This window comes from Achromobacter xylosoxidans, assembly GCF_014490035.1.
In the GTDB taxonomy this organism is placed as follows: Bacteria; Pseudomonadota; Gammaproteobacteria; order Burkholderiales; family Burkholderiaceae_B; genus Achromobacter; species Achromobacter bronchisepticus_A.
Genome location: NZ_CP061008.1, coordinates 6,027,512 through 6,046,849, shown reverse-complemented (window position 1 = coordinate 6,046,849; position 19,338 = coordinate 6,027,512). Strand labels below are relative to the sequence as shown.

The 19,338-nt window shown below is 66.3% G+C and carries 13 protein-coding genes; 5 read left to right on the top strand and 8 right to left on the bottom strand.

Annotated elements, in window-relative coordinates; all coding sequences use genetic code 11:
* Position 1: 1 nt before the first annotated feature.
* The 5 genes from IAG39_RS28050 to IAG39_RS28030 all read right to left on the bottom strand — a co-directional run bounded on the left by IAG39_RS28050 (position 2) and on the right by IAG39_RS28030 (position 9,810).
* Positions 2 to 562, bottom strand: a complete 561-nt coding sequence (locus IAG39_RS28050) for a YggT family protein (protein ID WP_054458342.1) — start codon at positions 560 to 562, stop codon at positions 2 to 4.
* 181 nt (positions 563 to 743) lie between these two features.
* Positions 744 to 1,427 carry a histone H1-like repetitive region-containing protein gene (locus IAG39_RS28045; RefSeq protein WP_118934848.1) on the bottom strand — a complete coding sequence of 228 codons (684 nt, stop codon included), beginning with the start codon at positions 1,425 to 1,427 and terminating at the stop codon, positions 744 to 746.
* A gap of 423 nt (positions 1,428 to 1,850) precedes the next feature.
* Positions 1,851 to 3,050 carry a ribonucleotide-diphosphate reductase subunit beta gene (locus IAG39_RS28040; RefSeq protein ID WP_054458346.1) on the bottom strand — a complete coding sequence of 400 codons (1,200 nt, stop codon included), beginning with the start codon at positions 3,048 to 3,050 and terminating at the stop codon, positions 1,851 to 1,853.
* A 20-nt stretch (positions 3,051 to 3,070) separates the two neighbouring features.
* The gene (locus IAG39_RS28035) at positions 3,071 to 6,001 is read right to left on the bottom strand and encodes a ribonucleoside-diphosphate reductase subunit alpha (RefSeq protein WP_059379050.1); all 2,931 of its coding nucleotides are present in this window, start codon (positions 5,999 to 6,001) and stop codon (positions 3,071 to 3,073) included.
* A gap of 302 nt (positions 6,002 to 6,303) precedes the next feature.
* Positions 6,304 to 9,810 carry an indolepyruvate ferredoxin oxidoreductase family protein gene (locus IAG39_RS28030; protein ID WP_118934842.1) on the bottom strand — a complete coding sequence of 1,169 codons (3,507 nt, stop codon included), beginning with the start codon at positions 9,808 to 9,810 and terminating at the stop codon, positions 6,304 to 6,306.
* A 129-nt stretch (positions 9,811 to 9,939) separates the two neighbouring features.
* On the opposite strand from IAG39_RS28030, the gene IAG39_RS28025 reads away from it, so the two are divergent.
* The gene (locus IAG39_RS28025; RefSeq protein WP_008159001.1) at positions 9,940 to 10,389 is read left to right on the top strand and encodes an Lrp/AsnC family transcriptional regulator; all 450 of its coding nucleotides are present in this window, start codon (positions 9,940 to 9,942) and stop codon (positions 10,387 to 10,389) included.
* A 43-nt stretch (positions 10,390 to 10,432) separates the two neighbouring features.
* On the opposite strand, the gene IAG39_RS28020 is transcribed toward IAG39_RS28025, so the two are convergent.
* Complete coding sequence (locus IAG39_RS28020) at positions 10,433 to 11,398, bottom strand: Bug family tripartite tricarboxylate transporter substrate binding protein (protein ID WP_059379048.1); 966 nt, start codon at positions 11,396 to 11,398, stop codon at positions 10,433 to 10,435.
* A gap of 65 nt (positions 11,399 to 11,463) precedes the next feature.
* Positions 11,464 to 12,309: an alpha/beta hydrolase gene (locus tag IAG39_RS28015; protein WP_187523966.1), complete on the bottom strand. Its 846-nt coding sequence runs from the start codon at positions 12,307 to 12,309 to the stop codon at positions 11,464 to 11,466.
* 85 nt (positions 12,310 to 12,394) lie between these two features.
* On the opposite strand from IAG39_RS28015, the gene IAG39_RS28010 reads away from it, so the two are divergent.
* The 3 genes from IAG39_RS28010 (at position 12,395) to IAG39_RS28000 (ending at position 15,287) form a co-directional block, all read left to right on the top strand.
* Entirely contained in the window at positions 12,395 to 13,294 is a 900-nt protein-coding gene (locus tag IAG39_RS28010) for a LysR family transcriptional regulator (RefSeq protein WP_059379045.1), read from the top strand.
* A 189-nt stretch (positions 13,295 to 13,483) separates the two neighbouring features.
* The gene (locus IAG39_RS28005; protein ID WP_054458355.1) at positions 13,484 to 13,990 is read left to right on the top strand and encodes a hypothetical protein; all 507 of its coding nucleotides are present in this window, start codon (positions 13,484 to 13,486) and stop codon (positions 13,988 to 13,990) included.
* Between the two features lie 97 nt (positions 13,991 to 14,087).
* On the top strand, positions 14,088 to 15,287 hold the full coding sequence (locus tag IAG39_RS28000) for an MFS transporter (RefSeq protein WP_118932549.1): 1,200 nt from the start codon (positions 14,088 to 14,090) through the stop codon (positions 15,285 to 15,287).
* Positions 15,288 to 15,362: 75 nt separating this feature from the next.
* On the opposite strand, the gene gltX is transcribed toward IAG39_RS28000, so the two are convergent.
* Positions 15,363 to 16,769 (bottom strand): glutamate--tRNA ligase, encoded by a 1,407-nt coding sequence (gene gltX, locus IAG39_RS27995; protein ID WP_059372855.1) that lies wholly within the window; start codon positions 16,767 to 16,769, stop codon positions 15,363 to 15,365.
* Between the two features lie 120 nt (positions 16,770 to 16,889).
* Between gltX and IAG39_RS27990 the strand changes: the two genes are divergently transcribed.
* Complete coding sequence (locus tag IAG39_RS27990) at positions 16,890 to 19,331, top strand: GNAT family N-acetyltransferase (protein WP_059372856.1); 2,442 nt, start codon at positions 16,890 to 16,892, stop codon at positions 19,329 to 19,331.
* Positions 19,332 to 19,338 lie beyond the last annotated feature (7 nt).

Below are 19,338 nucleotides of genomic sequence, written 5' to 3'. Positions count from 1 at the left end.
TTTACAGGCCCACCATGCGCTGGCTGATGTTGGACAGCACCATCAACAGCACCTGCGCGACGATCAGCAGCACCAGCGGCGAAAAGTCGATCGCGGTGCGCGGCAGCAGGCGGCGGATGGGGTCCAGCATGGGCGCGGTCAGCGCCTGCAGCAGCGGCATCATGGGCGCCATCGGATTCACCCAAGACAGCACGGCCTGGATCAGCGTCAGCCACACCACCAGATTCAGCGCCCATTTGACGGCCATGATCAACGCCGAGCCCATGACCCTGGGCAGGTAATCCAGCGGAATCAGCGCGCCGATCACCACCAGCCAGATCAGCACCAGATAGACCAGCGCGGATAGCCACACGGCGACCAGGCTGGTCCAATCGATCTTGTTGCCGGCGGGAATGATCTTGCGCAAGGGCATCACCAGCCAGTTGGTGACCTGGTAGATGAAGCGCGACAACGGGTTGAACGGGTGCAGCCGTATCGCGTGCATCCAGGCGCGCGCAATCAGCGCCGCGCCGAACAGCGTGAACACGATTTCGAGAAGGAAGCGCAAGATTTCATCGAGCATGGACACGGTCACCCTGAAAAAGAGGAGTCAATTGTCGCATGCCCAGGCGAAAAATCGCCTGCGGGCCGCGCTGGCTCGCCGTTCTGGACGAGGCTGGCCGATGCCGGGCCGCGCGGACACGAAAAAGCCGCCCGGCCTAGGCCAGGCGGCTCTGCGAAGCTAGTGCTTCGAACCGTCCGGATTAAGGACGGCCACCCGTCGGGAACGGCCACGACGCGGCGGGGTTCAGCGCGGTCTTCGCGCCCGGAGCAGCAGCCGTGGACGGCGGCGTTGCGGGCTTCTTCGGAGCGGCTTTCTTCGCAGCGGGCTTCTTGGCGGCAGCAGGCTTCTTGGCAGCAGCAGGCTTGGCTGCGGCAGGAGCCTTCTTGGCAGCGGGGGCCTTCTTGGCAACAGCCTTCTTGGCGGCAGGCGCCTTCTTGGCTACGGCCTTCTTGGCAACCGCCTTCTTGGCAGCAGGAGCCTTCTTGGCGACGGCCTTCTTGGCTACCGCTTTCTTGGCGACGGCCTTCTTGGCGACGGCTTTCTTGGCAACCGCCTTCTTGGCTACGGCTTTCTTGGCAACCGCCTTCTTGGCGACAGCTTTCTTGGCCACGGCCTTCTTGGCGACAACCTTCTTGGCTACCGCTTTCTTGGCGACGGCTTTCTTGGCGACGGCCTTCTTGGCTACCGCTTTCTTGGCGGCGACCTTCTTGACTGCCGGCTTCTTGGCGGCAACCTTCTTCACTGCCGGCTTCTTGGCAGCGACTTTCTTGACGGCTACCTTCTTGACGGCAGCTTTCTTGGCCGGTGCGGCCTTCTTCGCTACTGCCTTCTTGGCGGCGGGCTTCTTCACCGCTTTCTTTACGGCTTTCTTGGCTGTTGCCATGGTCATGCTCCTTAGGTTCAGGGGTCCCAGAACTTAAACCCGTGCCCCGATCCGCCAACAAGGCGCATCGTGCCCGGGCTATTCATCGGCGCAAGCCGCTGTTCTGTGCGAGCAACAGCTACTACGGTTTGCGCTAATGAATTCGGCACAGCCATTTGATATGGCCCCCGCTCCTTTGGCGCGAGCCATTTCAAATGGCGCCGGCAGGCGACCTGATCACAGACCGCCGACCGCTTGTTCTACGTGTGTTCGAATGCCCCACGCCGCGCCTTCGGCTTGCTGCCCCCCGAGGGGGCGCGTTTTGCCTTGGGGCGGCCCGGCGGCAAAACACCCTGACCAGGGAGAACATCATCAAGCCTGTCGCGAACGCGACGCTCCTTGCATCTGGAGCGTGCCCGCGCCGGGCCTGATGACGTACTGCTTTTACTCCCAGCTCAGCGTGCCACCGGTTTGGTATTCGATCACGCGAGTTTCAAAAAAGTTGCGTTCCTTTTTAAGATCGATCATTTCCGCCATCCACGGGAAGGGATTTTCTTCCTGCGGGTACAGCGGTTCGATACCGATTTGCTGGCAACGACGGTTGGCGATGAAGCGCAGGTAGGATTTGAACATAGGTGCGTTCAAGCCCAACACGCCACGCGGCATCGTGTCTTCGGCGTAAGCGTATTCGAGTTCGACCGCTTTGCGGAAGAGTTCTCGAATTTCTTCGCGGAATTCCGGCGTCCACAGATGCGGATTTTCCAGTTTGACGGTGTTGATCAGGTCGATGCCGAAATTGCAGTGCATGGATTCATCGCGCAGGATGTACATGTACTGCTCGGCGGCGCCGGTCATCTTGTTCTGGCGGCCCAGCGCCAGGATCTGCGTGAAGCCAACGTAGAAGAACAGGCCTTCCATCAGGCAAGCGAAAACGATCAGCGACTTCAGCAGCGTCTGGTCGGCTTCGGGCGTGCCCGTCTTGAAGTTGGGGTCCGCGATCGCGTCGATGAACGGGATCAGGAACTCGTCCTTGGCGCGGATGGACGGCACTTCGTTGTAAGCGTTGAAGATCTCCGCTTCGTCCAGGTCCAGGCTTTCGACGATGTATTGATAGGCGTGCGTGTGGATCGCTTCTTCAAACGCCTGGCGCAGCAGGAACTGGCGGCACTCGGGCGCCGTGATGTGGCGGTAGGTGCCCAGCACGATGTTGTTCGCGGCCAGCGAGTCGGCAGTGACGAAGAAGCCCAGGTTGCGCTTGACGATGCGGCGCTCGTCCTCGGTGAGCCCGTTCGGGTTCTTCCAGAGGGCGATGTCGCGCGACATGTTGATCTCTTGCGGCATCCAGTGGTTGGCGCAAGTCGCCAGGTACTTCTCCCATGCCCACTTGTACTTGAAGGGCACGAGCTGATTGACGTCGGTCTGGCCGTTGATGATGCGCTTGTCGGCAACCTTCACGCGTTGCGAGGTGGCGGAGCCGCTGGCGGCCAAGCCAGCCGCGTGTTCAGGCGCGGCAGGCGTGGGCATGGCGGTGTCGCCGAAAACACCGGTCGCCGCCCGGACGGCGGGCGCAGCCTGCCCGCCCGCCGCGGGTGCGGGCGATTGTGCAGGTTGCGTGGCGATGGTGTCGTCTTCCCAATTAATCATGATTCATTCTCCGGAGGCGGTTATTGGCAGGCTTCGCACTCTTCGAAGCCGGGGTCGCCCGGCCGCATGGTGCAAACCGCCCCGAGAACTTCGGGTTCCGGCAAAACAGGTGCAGCAGCGACAGCAGGACCCGCGGACGGTGCGCCCGCCGAGACGGCGTTCAATTCGCCGCCGCGTCCCGTGGACTTCTCGGCGCTGGTGGCGCCAAGCGTACGCAGGTAGTAGGTCGTCTTCAGGCCGCGCTTCCAGGCCAGCTTGTAGGTGTCGTCCAGCTTCTTGCCCGACGCGCCCGACATGTAGATGTTCAGCGACTGTGCTTGATCGATCCACTTCTGGCGACGCGACGCGCATTCAACCAGCCAGCTCGGTTCGACTTCGAACGCGGTGGCGTAGAGGTCGCGGAGTTCGGAAGGTACGCGATCGATGCGGGACAGGCTGCCGTCGAAGTACTTGAGGTCGGCGACCATGACTTCGTCCCAGAGACCGAGTTTCTTCAGGTCACGCACGAGGTAATCGTTAACGACCGTGAACTCGCCGGAGAGATTCGATTTGACGTACAAGTTCTGGAAAGTGGGTTCGATGCACGCAGATACACCAATGATATTGGAAATAGTCGCGGTTGGGGCGATTGCGATGCAATTGGAGTTGCGCATGCCATGTTGTTTGATGCGCGCGCGCAACGTATCCCAATCGAGCGTGCTCGACTCATCAACTTCAACGTGACCACCGCGTTCATCGCGCAGCATCTTCAACGTGTCTTGCGGCAAGATGCCACGCGACCACAGCGAGCCTTCATACGATTGATAACGGCCGCGCTCTTCAGCGAGCAGGCTCGAGGCCCAGTACGCGTGATAGCACACGGCTTCCATCGAACGGTCGGCGAATTCGACGGCGGACTGCGATGCGTAAGGCACGCGCATCATCTGCAGGCAGTCCTGGAAGCCCATGATGCCCATGCCCACCGGACGATGGCGCGCGTTGGAATTGCGGGCCTTGTCGACGGCGTAGTAGTTGATGTCGATCACGTTGTCGAGCATGCGCATGGCGATGCTGACCGTGCGCTTGATCTTGTCGTGGTCGAGTTCGAAACCGCCGCCGGCAGCCGGCTTCATGTGCGCGACCAGGTTCACGGAACCCAGGTTGCACACCGCGATTTCGGATTCGTTGGTGTTCAGCGTGATCTCGGTGCACAGGTTCGAGCTGTGCACGACGCCGACGTGCTGCTGCGGCGAACGGATGTTGCAAGGATCCTTGAACGTGATCCAGGGGTGGCCGGTTTCGAACAGCATCGACAGCATCTTGCGCCACAGGTTCAGCGCCGGCATCTTCTTGAAGAGCTTCAGTTCGCCGCTGGCCACGCGCGCTTCGTAGCCCACGTAGGCTTCTTCAAAGGCGCGGCCGTACTTGTCGTGCAGGTCGGGGCAGTCGGACGGCGAGAACAGCGTCCATTCGCCGCCTTCCATGACGCGCTTCATGAACAGGTCGGGAATCCAGTTCGCCGTGTTCATGTCGTGCGTGCGGCGGCGCTCGTCGCCGGTGTTCTTGCGCAGTTCCAGGAATTCTTCGATGTCCAGGTGCCACGATTCCAGGTACGTGCAGACAGCGCCCTTGCGCTTGCCGCCCTGGTTGACCGCGACGGCGGTGTCGTTGACGACCTTCAGGAACGGCACGACGCCCTGGCTTTCGCCGTTGGTGCCCTTGATGTGGCTGCGCAGCGCGCGCACCGGGGTCCAGTCGTTGCCCAGGCCGCCGGCGTACTTGGCCAGCAGCGCGTTTTCCTTGATGGCGTCGTAGATGCCTTCCAGGTCGTCGGAGACGGTGGTCAGGTAGCACGACGACAGTTGCGAGTGCAGCGTGCCCGAGTTGAACAGCGTCGGCGTCGAGCTCATGAAGTCGAACGAGGACAGGATCTCGTAGAACTCGATGGCGCGGGTTTCGCGGTCGGTTTCGCGCAGCGCCAGGCCCATGGCCACGCGCATGAAGAACACCTGCGGCAGTTCGATGCGCGTGCCGCGGATGTGCAGGAAGTAGCGGTCGTACAGGGTCTGCAGGCCGAGGTAGCCGAACTGCAGGTCGCGCTTGGCGTTCAGGGCGTGGCCCAGCTTGGTCAGGTCATAGCTGGCCAGCTCGGGCGACAGCAGGCCGCCTTCGATGCCGCGGGCGATGAAGGTGGGGAAGTACTCGGCGTAGCGGGCGGCCATGCCGTCCTGCGAGACTTCTTCGCCCAGCACTTCCTTGCGGATCGTGTGCAGCAGCAGACGGGCGGTGACCTGGCTGTAGGCCGGGTCCTTTTCGACCAGCGCGCGCGCGGACAGGATGGCGGACTTGAACACTTCGTCGACGGGGATGCCGTCGTACAGGTTCTTGACCGTTTCCTTCAGGATCGCTTCCGTGTCGATGAATTCGGCCAGGCCTTCGCCGGCGGCTTCGATGGTGGCGCGCAGTTCAGCCAGATCCAGCGGGCGGCGCACGCCGGCGTCGGTCACGTTCAGCACGTGTTCCTGCGGGGCGGCGGCCTTTTCCTGGTTGTCGGCGGCGGCAGCGGCGGCCGCGCGTTCCTGCGTGCGCTTTTCGCGGTACAGCACGTAGGCGCGGGCGACGTCGTGTTCGCCCGAGCGCATCAGGGCCAGTTCGACCTGGTCCTGGATGTCTTCAATATGGAAGGTGCCGCCGTTGGGGCGGTTGCGCACCAGCGCGTTGACGGCCTGGCCGGTCAGGTTCTCGACCAGCTCACGCACGCGCGCGGAGGCCGCGCCCTGGCCGCCGTTCACGGCCAGGAAGGCCTTGGTCATGGCGATGGCGATCTTGTTGGGTTCGAACCCGACCACCGAGCCATTGCGGCGAATGATGTTGTAGCTGGCCCATTGCCCGCCGTTGGCGTCAGCAGGGGAATCGGTTTGGGAGGGCGGCACGGCCGAGGGCCGGGTCACAGAGGCGATCGTAGTCTGCATGGAAGCTCCTGTGCGAAAAGCGCGTAGATAGCGACATGACGGCGTCATGTCAGGTACAAAATCGGATCTTTTGAGGGGGTCGTAACGCTAGGACGGCTTAGTCCAAAAGGCGTGGCCGACGGGAATCAGCTCTTAGGCGACCACAACATATAGTGTAGCACCCCTCGTTGGACACTAATTCTAGTGATCGAGTACGACAGGGACAAGAAAAAAATAAGACGAAGTCCACAAAAGGTTGTTACCAAATGCACTAGGCGCGCCCAGCAAGGCGCGCCCAGGAAGGTGCCGCTCGGAGCGAATGTTTATGCGGTCTTCCGCAGGGGCATATCGCGCGGGGCAGGCGCCGTATAGGTTTGCATCAAGCGGCCCAACTCCGTCCGATACTTCTCGACGTTTGCAGCCTTCACGTGACCGAAGCCGCGGATGGTTTCTGCAAGGCCGGCGATTGTAGCCGCTTGGGCCAGCTTGTCGCGGGTCAACCCTGCCAGCAACTGGTCTATGGTCTGGCGGTACTCGCGCACCAGCTCCCGTTCCATCTTGCGCTCGGCGGTATGGCCGAAGGGATCGAACCAGGTGCCGCGCAAGCCCTTCAGGCGCGCCAGCATTTTCAGCGCGGTCATGGTGCGCGGGCCCAGCGTCATCTTGCGCGGCACGCCGGTGCGCGGGTCCTTGCGGGCGAAGATGGGCGGGGCCATGTGGAAGCGCAGGCTGTAGTCGCCTTCGAACTGGCCCTGCAACTGCGCCTGGAAGGAGGCGCCCGTGTAGAGCCGCGCGACTTCGTATTCGTCCTTGTAGGCCATGAGCTTGAACAGGCCGCGCGCGACCGCCAGCGCCAGGCGCGGCGTCTTGGCGTCGGGTGCCAATTCGCGCTCGCGCGCGGCGACGGCCTCGACCACGTCCTGGAACTGGCGGGCGTAGTCGGCGTTTTGATAGGCGGTCAGGTCTTCGACGCGGCGGGCGACGGCGCGCTCGAACGATTCGGGCACGTGCAGTTGCACGACCTGGGCGCGCGGGCGCAGCGCGCCTTCCAGCGCGTCGGGCTGGTGCGCCGCCAGACGGCCGCTGTCGAAGGCGGCACGGTTGGCGGCCACCGCTACGCCGTTGAGTTCGATGGCGCGGTTGATGGCGGCCTGCGACAGCGGCACGCCGCCGCGCTGCCAGGCATAGCCCAGCATGAACATATTGGACAGGATGCTGTCGCCGAACAGCGCCAGCGCGGCTTCGTGCGCGTCGATCGCGACGGTGTTGGACTCGCCCGCGGCGTGGCGGATCTTGGCCAGCAGCGCTTCGGGCCGCATGGCCGCGTCCGGGTTGCGGGTGAAGTCGGAGACCGGCGCGACGTAGCTGTTGACCGTGACCTGGGTGTGGCCGCGGCGCAGCGCGCCCAGCGAGTCCGGCGCCACGGAGGCGACCGGGTCGCACAGGATCGCGGCGTCGGCCTGCTGCCAGTCCAGGCGCACCGGGCCGGCGGGGGCGCCGGCAGGCGCCAGGCGGATATGGCTGACCACCGTGCCGCCTTTCTGAGCCAGGCCGGTCAGGTCCAGCACCGCGGCGGACAGGCCTTCCAGATGCGCCGCCATCGACACGATGGCGCCGATGGTGATGACGCCGGTGCCGCCCATGCCGGCGACCAGCAGACGATAGGGATGGTCCAGCGCAGGCATGGCCGGCAGGGGCAACTGCGCGATCAGTTTCTGCAGGCGTTCCTGGTCGGCCTTGGGCGCCGCGCTTTTCTTGGGCTTGCCGCCCATCACGGAGACGAAGCTGGGGCAGAAGCCTTCGGCGCAGGAATAGTCCTTGTTGCAGCTGGACTGGTCGATGGCGCGCTTGCGGCCATAAGGCGTTTCCAGCGGCACCACCGACAGGCAGTTCGATTGCACGCCGCAGTCGCCGCAGCCTTCGCAGACGGCGCTGTTGATCAGCATGCGGCGCGCCGGGTCGGGGAACTGGTTCTTCTTGCGGCGGCGGCGCTTTTCGGCGGCACAGGTCTGGTCGTGGATCAGCACGGTCACGCCGGGGATCTCGCGCAGCTCGCGCTGCAGCGCGTCCAGTTCACGGCGGTGGTGCACCTTGATGCCGGCGCCCAGGTCCACGCCCTGGTACTTCTCGGGTTCGTCGGTGGTGACGACGATGCGGGCCACGTTCTCGCCGCGCAGTTGCTGGCAGATGCTGGGCACCGAGATCGGGCCGTCGATGGGCTGGCCGCCGGTCATGGCCGTGGCGTCGTTGAACAGGATCTTGTAGGTGATGTTGGCCTTGGCGGCCACGGCCTGGCGGATGGCGAGATAGCCCGAGTGGTAATAGGTGCCTTCTCCCATGTTCTGGAAGATGTGCGGCATCTTGGTGTAGCGCGACAGGCCGATCCAGTCCACGCCTTCGCCGCCCATCTGCGTCAGGCCGCCGGTGTCGCGGTCCATCCAGGCGGCCATGTAGTGGCAGCCCACGCCGGACAGCGCCTGGCTGCCTTCCGGCACCTTGGTCGAGGTGCTGTGCGGGCAGCCCGAACAGAAGTAGGGGCGGCGGCGCATGCCGTCGGCATCGTTGGACAGCGGCGCCTGGCACGCGAACACGGACAGGTCCGCCGCCAGCGGCAGGCCGGCGGCGCGGCTGAGCCAATTGGCCAGCGGCTGCGCCAGCAGCGAGGGGCGCAACTGGCCGGCCGAGGGCACCAGCGCTTCGCCGTCGAAGCCCTTCTTGCCGATGACGGTGGGGCGGTCCGGCCGGTTGAACAGCAGGTCCTTGATCTGGCTTTCGACCACCGCGCCCTTTTCCTCGATCACGAGGATGTGCGACAGGCCGCGCGCGAATTCCAGCAGACGTTCGCTATCCAGCGGCCAGGTCAGGCCGGGCTTGTAGATGCGCACCGGCGCATTGGCGGTGACGGTGTCCACGCCCAGGCGCGATAGCGCTTCCATGGTGTCCAGATGCGCCTTGCCCACCGTGACGATGCCGACAGTGGCCTTGGGCGCCGGACAGGTCAGGCGGTCGATGCTGTGGCGGCGCGCGAACGCGGCCACAGCCTTCATGCGCAGGTTCATGCGCGTCTCGATCGCCAGCGACAGGAAGTCGCGCGCGGAATACTCCAGCGATTCGGGCGGCATGTCCGGATCCGCCGGCATGTCGTAGCGCTGGGCAGGAGCGGGAACGAAGGAATGCCCGCATTCGATGGTTTCGGACACGGCCTTGAAGGCGACCCAGGTGCCCGAGTAGCGCGACAGGGCCCAGCCCCACAGCGCGAAGGTTTCGTATTCGTCGATGGAGGCCGGGTGCACGATGGGCATCTGCCAGCCGATCAGCGAGGCCTCGCTGGAATGCGGGATGGAGGACGAGACGGCGGTGTGGTCGTCGCCCACCACCACCAGCACGCCGCCGTTGCGCGATGCGCCCGCGGCGTTGCCGTGATGCAGGGCGTCGCCGGCGCGGTCCACGCCGGGGCCCTTGCCGTACCACATGGCGTAGACGCCATCGACGTTGCGGTCGGCGCGCACGCCGGCCTGCTGGGTGCCCATGACGGCCGTGGCCGCCATGTCTTCATTGATGGCGGGCAGGAAGGTGATCTGGTTGGCGTCCAGCGCCTTTTGCGCCTTCCACATGGCCATGTCCACGCCGCCCAGCGGCGAGCCGCGGTAGCCCGAGACGAAGCCAGCCGTGTTCAGGCCGCGTTCGCGGTCCATCCGGGCCTGGGTGAGCATGATGCGCACCAGCGCCTGGGTGCCGGTCATGAAGATGCGGCCGGAGCTGCGCGTGAGGTTGTCGGCGAGCTGGTACTCGAGGTCCAGCTGGGGTTCGGCGGCGGGGGTACCGTCCATGGTGAATACTCCTGGTTTCGGCACCATGATAGGTTCGCGAGCCATCAGGTTTATTGCGTTTTTGGATCGTGCTATCCCTATAATTCGCAATGAACGTTTCGTGTTCGACAAAAACCAGGAGACTAAGCGATGGACAAGACCGATATCGGCATCCTCAAGGCCTTGCAGGAGGACGGCCGGGCCTCGGCGCAGCAGCTTTCAGAGAAGGTGGGGCTGTCGGCCGCGCCGGTGTGGCGGCGGGTGAAGGCGATGGAAGCCAGCGGGGTGATCCAGGGGTATAGCGCCCAGGTGGACCGCAGCAAGGTGGGGCTGGGCTGCATGTTCGCGCAGATCAGCCTGGAGCGGCACTCCGCCAATACGGTCGAGAACTTCGAGCGCTCGGTGCGCGACGCGCCCGAAATCCTGGAGTGCTACGCGGTGACGGGGGATTCGGACTTCCTGCTGAAGATCCTGGTCGAAAGCCCGGAGGCCTACGATCGTTTCCTGCACCGCTTCCTGTTCAACATGCCGGGCATACGGCAGACGCGCACCATTGTCGCGCTGCGCGAAATCAAGCACGAGCAGCGCCTGCCGCTGTAGATAAACGGGCCCTCTCTATATAGATATAGGGAGGGCCGCGGATTTATTGGGGTTGGATGCCCGAGATCCGGATCCATTCCTTCCAGCGTGCGGTGTCTTCCTTCACGAAGGCGTCAAAGCGCGCCACGTCCATGGATTCCGGCGTCAGGCCCAGGGCGCGCAGCTTGCCGGCGGTGGCTTCGTCCTTCACCGCCGCCTGCATATGGGCGTTCATCTTTTCCACGATGTCCTGCGGCGTGCCTGCCGGGGCCGACAGCCCCAGCCAGCCGGCGACGATGAAGTCCGGATAGTAGGTGGCCATGGTCGGCACGGTGGGCCAGGCCGGCTGCGGCTGGGCGCCGGTGACGGCGATGGGAATCAGCCCCTTGCCGTCGATCTGGCCCATGGCGGTCAGGTAGTCGACGAAGGCGAAGTTGATCTGCTTGCCGCGCAGGTCGGTGATGATCTGTGTGATGTTCTTGTAGGCCGCGCCGGTGATCTCGATGCCGGCGCGCTGCTTCAGCAGTTCGGACGGCACTTGCGAGGACGAGCTGTAGTAGCCGAAGAAGACCTGTCCGGGATGTTGCTTGGCGTACGCGACCAGGTCCGGCACCGTGCGGTACGGGCTGTCAGGCGACACCACGCCGACCGTGCCGAAGGTGCCCAGCATGCCGACCTGGCGGAAGTCCTTTTGCGCGTCGTAGGGCAGGCTCTTGTAGAGGAACTGATTGGCCGAGTGGGTGGAGTTGGTGGACAGCAGGAAGGTGTAGCCGTCCGCCGCCGCGTTCTTGGCCGCGTTGGTGCCGACGATGCCGCCCGCGCCGGGCCGGTCCTCGACCACCACGGTCTGGCCGGTCTTTTCGCCCAGGTACTGCGCCAGGGTGCGCGCGGTGAGGTCGGCCGCGCCGCCCGCGGCGGACGGCACGATCAGGGTCACGGGTTTCTCGGGCCAGCCGGCGGCGTGCGAGGCCGCGGCCAGCAGCAGGCCGGCGCCGATCAGGGCCGGACGGATATAACGGGGTATGAACATGGTTGTCTCCTGATGGCGCGGTTGCGCGTCGTTGTCGTTGTTGTCGTTGGTATTCGGGGGGGCGATCAGTCGAACTGGCCGCGGTGCCACACCAGGATGGCGGCGGCGCTGACTTGCCACTGGTTCGCGTACATCATGCAATGCGGCTGGCCGGCAAGCACGGCGTGGGAAAAACCGAAGCGGCGCGCGATCGCCAGGTCCTGGCCGGGCGGGTGGCGGTCATGCGTGTCCAGGCCGGCTTCCAGGCACAGGCCCGGAGCGCGGATGGCGGCGGCGTCGACGGGCACGCGCAGCAGATAACGGTCGTTGAGCACTTGCGGACTTTCGGGGCACAGGCGCTGCGATACCGAGGCGACGTCGCGGTCTGGCGAGGTCGCCAGAAAGCGTGCGCGGATTTCGGCGTCGTTCGGCGCGCGCCGCGGCAGGCCTTCAGGGACGGGCGGCAGCGCTTGCGCGCCGGGCAGGTCGCCGGGCGGCGACGGCGCCAGCAGGACCACGCCCGCCACCGTCCGCTGGCTGGCGGCCAGCAGCGCGGGCAGCGCGCCCATGCTGTGGCCAATGACGACCGTGGGGCGCGCCAGCGCGTCCAGCGCGCTGACGACATCCTGGCCCAGATCGGCGATGCCAACCGACGTAAACGCCGCGTCCTGGGGCAGGTCGCCGTGGCCGCGCAGGTCCAGCGCCGCGCAGGCCAGGCCGGCGCGGGCGAAGAAATCCAGATAGTGCGCGTAGCACCAGGCGCCGTGATAAGCGCCGGGCACGAACAGCAGGCCGGGCCTGTCGTCCTGGGGATCGGCGCCGACTATCAGGCGGCCCTGGCCGGCGAGGCGCGCGGGCAATTGGTCGATGCGGCTGAAATCCAGCGGATCGGCGCGGGTGGAAAGAGGCGGGAGCAGCGAGTCGGCATTCATGGTGCGGCCATCTTAGGTGGGCTGGTGCTATCAGAAAACTTTATTTTTCATATGATTGGATAAGTTTCACTAATCGAAGTCAGTCATGCGCCCGTTGCCTGAAATTTCCATCACGCACTACCGCCACTTCCTGCTGGTGGCCGAGCTGCGCAGCTTCCGCGCGGCCGCGGCGCGAGCCTTCCGCTCGCAGCCGGCGTTGTCGCTGTCCATCCGCGAGATGGAGCAGCGCCTGGGGCAGCCGCTGTTCGAACCAGGCAACCGCGGCACGCTCACGCGTTTCGGCCAGGACTGCCTGCCGCTGGCGCGCGAACTGGTGCAGCACCACGACCGCGTGGCGGGCGCGTTGTCGGGGCTGGCCAGCAACGAGGCCGGCACCTTGACCATGGCGTCGGTTGCCACGGTGGCCACGCACTGGCTGCCGGAACTGGTGGCGACATACCGCGAGCGCTATCCGGCGGTGGCGTTGCGCCTGTTCGACGACAACTCGGAAGGCGTGGAGCGCATGGTGCTGGCAGGGGAGGCGGAGCTGGGCGTGTGCAGCCCGGTGTCACAGGACCGGCGGCTGTCCTTCGAGCCCTTGCTGCGCGACGCCTTCGGCCTGGTTTGCCATCGCGGCCATCCGCTGGCCAGGCGCAAATCGGTGAGCTGGCGCGAGATCGAGGACCTGCCTCTGGTCGGCACCATCGCCCATCGCCAGCTCGCGGGCTATCCGCAGGCGGCCTTCATGCTGGACCGGCAGGTCTTCGTGTCCAACATGATGTCGCTTCTGGCCATGCTGGAACGCGGCGTCGGCGTCACGGTGCTGGCGCGGCTGGGCGTGCCGCCGGATTCGCGCGGCCTGGCCTTTGTGCCGCTGTCCGCCCCGCGCATCGAGCGTGAACTGGGCATCACCCGGCTGGCCGGCCGCAGCCTGTCTCCAGCCGCGGCGCGCATGGAGGAAATGCTGCGCGCGAAGGCCGCGAAACGCGGCCGCACTGTCGCTTGAAACCAACGCATTTTTGCGATTTGCGGCCATAAAACAGGCCAATTCCGGGGCCTACTGTTGCGCAATTGCACTGGTCGCGGATCGCCGTTGATTCTTCGCAAACGCCTCTTTAGAGTGCGTGATGTTTGCTGCGCGAGGGATGCGCCGGGGTGCTCGGTGCGGCGCGTCGACAGACGTGTTGAGGAAGTCATGAGCAGTGTGTATTTGCGTACGGCGGGCGTCGCCTGCGCCGTTCTGATCCTGGCCGGCTGCGCCGCCAGAAAGCCCGCCACCATCACCGAAGCCCAGCCCGCGGAACCACCCAAGCCGGTGGCCTGCGTACCCGCCAAGGCCGGCGATCCCATGATAGGCACCTGGCTGTCGAACAGCCGCCCGCGCGACGTCAGCGGCGATCTGCAATCGCTGATCGTGCTGTCCGCCGATGGCACCATGGCCTATGAATCCCTGCTGAAGATCGGCCGCAAGACGCGTCCCGCGTTGCGCGAGACCGGCTGCTGGAGCGTGGCGGACGGCATCTACACGATGCAGACCACCAAGTCCGCCGGCGAACTGGTGGACGCCAACGATCCGATCTACCTGAACCGCTACCGCGTCGAAAAGGTCGAGAAGACCCGCCTGACGATGCGCGAGCTGAAAAACGGCGGCCAGGTCATGACCGCGCGCCGCATGCCCACGGGCTATCGCCTGCCCTATTGAGCGTTGCGCGGGGCGGACATTCCGCCCCGCGACAAAGCCAAGATGGCCGGGCTGCGGTAAGGTGCGGTCTTCACCCATCGCCCGCAGCCGGTCATCCATGCCTGCCCTGTCCTCCGAAGCGCGCGCCATCGCGCTGCTTGCCCTGGCCGCTTTCGTCAGCGCCAGCGCCTTCCGCATCTGTGATCCCATGTTGCCGCAGCTCGCGGCGGAATTTGGCACCACCACGGGCCAGGCCGCGCGCGCCGTGACCGCGTTCGCCGTGGCCTACGGCGTGTTGCAGATGTTCTTCGGTCCCCTGGGCGACCGCTACGGCAAGTACCGCGTCGTCAGCATCGCGACCTTTGCCTGCGCGCTGGGCAGCGCGGGCGCGGTGGCCGCAGGGTCGCTGGACGTGCTGGTGTTCTGCCGCGTCCTGTCGGGCGCGGCGGGGGCGGGCATCGTGCCGTTGTCGATGGCCTGGATCGGCGACAACGTACCTTATGAACGCCGTCAGGCCACCTTGGCGCGCTTCCTGACCGGGACCATTCTCGGCATGTCGGCGGGCCAGCTGGCCGGCGGCCTGTTTGCCGACACGGTGGGCTGGCGCTGGGCATTTGCCGCGCTGGTCTGCGGCTACCTGATAGTGGGCGTGCTGCTGTTGCTGGAAGTGCGCCGCCAGCAGGCCTCGGGCCTGGGCCAGGTGGACCCGGGCGCGGTGCGCCAGGGCTTCGTGGCGCAGGCGCGGCTGGTGCTGGGCACACCCTGGGCGCGCATCGTGCTGGCGACGGTATTCGTCGAAGGCCTGCTGGTTTTCGGCGCACTGGCCTTCGCGCCTTCCTACCTGCATGAACGCTTCGATATCTCGCTGACCGCCGCGGGCGCGCTGGTGGCCGTGTACGCCGTGGGCGGCTTGCTGTATACGGTGGTGGCCGGCCGCATCCTGAAACGCCTGGGCGAACGCGGCCTGGCGATCGCCGGCGGACTGGTACTGGGCGTGGCGTTCCTGTCGTATTTGCTAGGTCCCGTTTGGATGTGGAGCTTGCTGGCCAGCGTGCTGGCCGGTTTCGGCTACTACCTGCTGCATGCCACCTTGCAGACGAATGCGACGCAGATGGTGCCGTCGGCGCGCGGCACGGCGGTGGCGTGGTTCGCATCCTGCCTGTTCATGGGCCAGGCGGTGGGCGTGGCCGTGGCGGGCGCGGTGGTCGACGAGATCGGGCCGGGCGCGCTGTTCGGCGGCTCGGCGGCGTTGTTGCCCTTGCTGGGGGCGTTCTTCGCGCGCGCATTGAAGGTGCGCGCGGCCATCCAGCAAGCCTGAGGGAACGGCTGAAAACACCGCGGGCCTTGCTCATCCTGGAATGAGCAAGGCCCGCGGTGTTTTTGGGACAGGCGCTTAGATTGCGGCCAGGCGCTTGAGCACGGTCTGCTTGCCCAGCAGGGCCAGCACGGCGTCCACGGCCGGGGTCTGGGTCTGGCCGGTGACGGCGACGCGCAGGGGGATGGCGAGCTGCGGCATCTTCATGCCGCGGTCGGCCAGCACGGCCTTGATCAGGGCGGACAGGGCTTCGCGGGTCCAGTCGGCGTCCTGGGCGCGCTGCGCGAAGTCGGCCAGCGCTTCGCGCGCGGGCGCGGTCAGGTGCTGCTCGGCCAACTCGGCGGGCGCGCCCTTGAATTCGGCGCAGAACAGCATGGCGCCGTCGGCCAGCTGCTCCAGCGTTTCAGCGCGGTCCTTCAAGAGGCCCATGACGCCCGGCAGATCGATCTTTTCCGGATGGCCGCCGCGGTTCGCCACGCGCGGCGCCACGCGCTCGGCCAGTTCGGCGTTGTCCATCTGCTTGATGTAGTGGGCGTTGACCCAGTTCAGCTTCTTCGGATCCCACTGCGAGGCCGACTTCGACAGGTGCTTGGTGTCGAACCACGACACCAGCTGGTCGCGCGAGAAGAGCTCGTCGTCGCCGTGGCTCCAGCCCAGGCGCGCCAGGTAGTTGACCATGGCTTCCGGCAGATAGCCTTCGTTGTCGTACTCCATGACGTTGACGGCGCCGTGGCGCTTGGACAGCTTTTCGCCGTCCGGACCCAGGATCATGGGTACATGGCCGTACTCGGGCAGCGTGGCGCCCAGCGCACGCAGGATGTTGATCTGGCGCGGGGTGTTGTTGACGTGGTCATCGCCGCGCAGCACATGGGTGATGCCCATGTCCCAGTCGTCGACCACGACGCAGAAGTTGTAGGTGGGCGTGCCGTCCGGGCGCGCGATGATCAGGTCGTCGAGTTCGGTGTTGTCGAAGCTGATGGTGCCCTTGACCATGTCGTTCCAGGAGGTCGCGCCTTCCTGCGGGTTCTTGAAGCGCACCACGGGCTTGCGGCCTTCCGGGATGGCCGGCAGGGTCTTGCCGGGCTCGGGGCGCCAGGTGCCGTCGTAGCGCGGCTTGTCGCCGCGGGCGCGGGCGGCTTCGCGCATGGCTTCCACTTCCTCGGGCGAACTGTAGCAGTGGTAGGCGGTGCCGGCGGCCAGCATCTGCGCGACCACTTCGCGGTAGCGGTCCATGCGCTGCATCTGATAGAAGGGGCCTTCATCGGGCTGCATGCCCAGCCAGTCCATGCTGTCCAGGATGGCCTGCACCGCTTCCGGCGTGGAGCGTTCGACGTCCGTGTCTTCGATGCGCAGCACGAAGGTGCCCTTGTGATGGCGCGCGAAGGCCCAGGAGAACAGCGCGGTGCGGGCGCCGCCCAGATGCAGGAAGCCCGTGGGCGAAGGCGCGAAACGGGTACGAATGGGGGTAGAGGCGTTGGAAGTCATAGGTGGCAATGATAGCGGCTGCGGCGCCACAAATCGGCGTCAGGCTGGGCCCATGTCAATCGTAGGGCAGGGTTGTCTTGTTACGATGAGGGGTATTTTAGATTAGGGCCTGCTAACACCATGTTGCGACACGCTCTCGCCCCGATGTTCGAGCCCGCCTCGCTGGTGATCGTCGCCGACCGGCCGCTGCCGGCGGCGGCCTCGTTGCCGCCCGCGCTCAAGGGCAAGACCACGGTGGTGGCCTGCGAAGTCGGCGCCGCGCCGGACCTGCCGGACACGCTGCAGGGCCTGGCCCAGGGCGAACGGCCTGATCTGGCCCTGGTTTGCGTTTCGCCCGCCGTCCTGCCGGAAACGCTGCGCCGGCTGTCGCCGCTGGCGCCGCGCTCGGTAATCCTGCTGCCGCACGAACTGCCCGACCCGTATCCGCGCGGCACGCTGGCGCTGTGCCGCGCCTGGGCCGAGGAAAACCGTTGCGAATTGCTCGGCCCGCGCTCCTTCGGCGCACAGCGGCCGCACGCCGGCCTGAACCTGAGCCAGCACCCCGTGCTGGCGCGCGCCGGCCGCGTGGCGCTGCTGGCGCAGTCGCGCTCCATCATGGCCGCGGTCATGGACTGGGCCGAGGATGTGCACATCGGCTTTTCCACCGCCGTGTCGCTGGGCGACGAGGCGGTGGTGGGCCTGTCCAAGGTGCTGGACTATCTTGCCAGCGATCCGCGCACGGACAGCATCGTGCTCTATCTGGAAGACGTGGGTCCGGCCCGCGAATTCATGAGCACCTTGCGCGCCGCGGCCTCGATCAAGCCCGTGATCGTGCTGAAGGCCGGCCGCGCGGATACCGACAGCGCCGACGCCATCTTCGACGCCGCCTTGCGCCGCGCCGGCGCGGTCCGCGTGCGCTACTTCGTGCAGCTGTTCTCGGCGGTCAAGGTGCTGGGCTACACGCGCCGTCCCAAGGGCCGGCGCGTGGCGCTGATCTCCAACGGCAGCGGGCCTCCCCAACTGGCCATGGACCTGATCGGCCCCGACGCCGCCGTGCTGCGCGCGGAGCTCGCGCCCGCGACCCAGCGGACGCTGGCGGCCATGCTGGAGCCCGACGCCGCCACCGCCAATCCCGTCATCACCTTCACGCCGCTGACCCCGGAGCGCATCCGCGCCATGCTGGACGCGGTGCTGGACGATGCCGGCGTGGACGGCGTGCTGGTGCTGCTGGCGCCCGACGCGCTGGCCGACATGCAGGCGGTGGCGCGCGAACTGGCGCAGATCGCGCCCAAGGCGAAAAAGCCGGTCGTCACCTGCTTCATGGGCGACGCCGGCATGCGGCCGCTGCGGCGCATGCTGGATGACGCGGGGACCTCGGCTTTCCGCACGCCCGAATCGGCCGCCGACGCTTTCGGCGTGCTGGCGACCCATCACTACAACCAGCAGCTGTTGTTGCAGACGCAGCCGCCGGAGCCGGCCAGCCACGTGCCGGACCTGGCCGCCGCGCGCGAGATCCTGGCGCGCGTGCGCGCTGAATGCCGGCGCGAACTGAATACCTCCGAAATCCGCAGCCTGCTGGCGCTGTTCTACGTGCCGCTGCGCGACACGCCGATGGACGTGGCGGCTGCAGAGCCGGAGTCCCGCCCCATGGCGATCCGGGTGCGGCGCGACCCGCAGTTCGGCCCTGTCATCCGCTTCGGCGCGGGCGGCCCGGACGCGGTGCTGTCGCAATCCGACCGCGGCGTCGACCTGCCGCCGCTCAACGGCTTCCTGGCCCGCCAACTGATCGAACGCAGCCGGCTGTGGCGCCGGGTGCTGGCGCCGCGCATCGGCCACATGGCCGCCGAGGCCTTGCAGCAGGCGGTAGTGCTGGTGTCCGAGCTGGTGTCGGAGTTGCCGGATATCGAATCCCTGGACATCGATCCGCTATACGCCGGCGAAACCCATCTGCGCGCCGGCGGGCTGCGCATGACGCTGACCGAGAAGCCCGGCTGCGCAACGCCGCAGACCGCGGGCTACCCGCATATGGCGATCCACCCGTATCCGGCCCGGCTGGTGCAGGTGCGCCGCTTCGCCGACGGCATCCCCTGGGTGTTGCGTCCCATCCGCCCCGAGGATGCCGAACCGCTGCAGGAATTCATCCGCGGCCTGTCCGAGCGTTCGCGCTACATGCGCTTCGTGTCCATGATGCGCGAGCTGACCCCGCGCATGGTGTCGCGCTACACGCAGGTGGACTACCACCGCGAGCTGGCCCTGGTGGCCGCCACGCAGGTGCCCAACCCCGCCAACCGCGGCCATCCGCGCGAGGTGCTGGTGGGCTTCGCGCATTACCTGCGCAACCCCGACGGCAGGGGGGCCGAGTACGCCCTGGTGATCGGCGACGACTGGCAGCGCCGCGGCCTGGGCCGCCAGCTGATGTCGGCGCTGATCGACGCGGCGCGCGAGCAGGGGCTGGAATACATCGACGGCCTGGTGCTGTCGACCAACCGGCCCATGCTGTCGCTGATGACCAGCCTGGGCTTCACCAACGACGCGGATCCGGAAGACCCGACGATGCGCCGGGTCTGGCTGAACCTCTCCTGATATCAGG

What these genes read in the sequence shown, in the direction of transcription:
- IAG39_RS28050 (WP_054458342.1), bottom strand. Translation starts at nt 562, where the DNA reads ATGCTCGATGAAATCTTGCGCTTCCTTCTCGAAATCGTGTTCACGCTG.
- IAG39_RS28045 (WP_118934848.1), bottom strand. Translation starts at nt 1,427, where the DNA reads ATGGCAACAGCCAAGAAAGCCGTAAAGAAAGCGGTGAAGAAGCCCGCC.
- IAG39_RS28040 (WP_054458346.1), bottom strand. Translation starts at nt 3,050, where the DNA reads ATGATTAATTGGGAAGACGACACCATCGCCACGCAACCTGCACAATCG.
- IAG39_RS28035 (WP_059379050.1), bottom strand. Translation starts at nt 6,001, where the DNA reads ATGCAGACTACGATCGCCTCTGTGACCCGGCCCTCGGCCGTGCCGCCC.
- IAG39_RS28030 (WP_118934842.1), bottom strand. Translation starts at nt 9,810, where the DNA reads ATGGACGGTACCCCCGCCGCCGAACCCCAGCTGGACCTCGAGTACCAG.
- IAG39_RS28025 (WP_008159001.1), top strand. Translation starts at nt 9,940, where the DNA reads ATGGACAAGACCGATATCGGCATCCTCAAGGCCTTGCAGGAGGACGGC.
- IAG39_RS28020 (WP_059379048.1), bottom strand. Translation starts at nt 11,398, where the DNA reads ATGTTCATACCCCGTTATATCCGTCCGGCCCTGATCGGCGCCGGCCTG.
- IAG39_RS28015 (WP_187523966.1), bottom strand. Translation starts at nt 12,309, where the DNA reads ATGAATGCCGACTCGCTGCTCCCGCCTCTTTCCACCCGCGCCGATCCG.
- IAG39_RS28010 (WP_059379045.1), top strand. Translation starts at nt 12,395, where the DNA reads ATGCGCCCGTTGCCTGAAATTTCCATCACGCACTACCGCCACTTCCTG.
- IAG39_RS28005 (WP_054458355.1), top strand. Translation starts at nt 13,484, where the DNA reads ATGAGCAGTGTGTATTTGCGTACGGCGGGCGTCGCCTGCGCCGTTCTG.
- IAG39_RS28000 (WP_118932549.1), top strand. Translation starts at nt 14,088, where the DNA reads ATGCCTGCCCTGTCCTCCGAAGCGCGCGCCATCGCGCTGCTTGCCCTG.
- gltX (WP_059372855.1), bottom strand. Translation starts at nt 16,769, where the DNA reads ATGACTTCCAACGCCTCTACCCCCATTCGTACCCGTTTCGCGCCTTCG.
- IAG39_RS27990 (WP_059372856.1), top strand. Translation starts at nt 16,890, where the DNA reads ATGTTGCGACACGCTCTCGCCCCGATGTTCGAGCCCGCCTCGCTGGTG.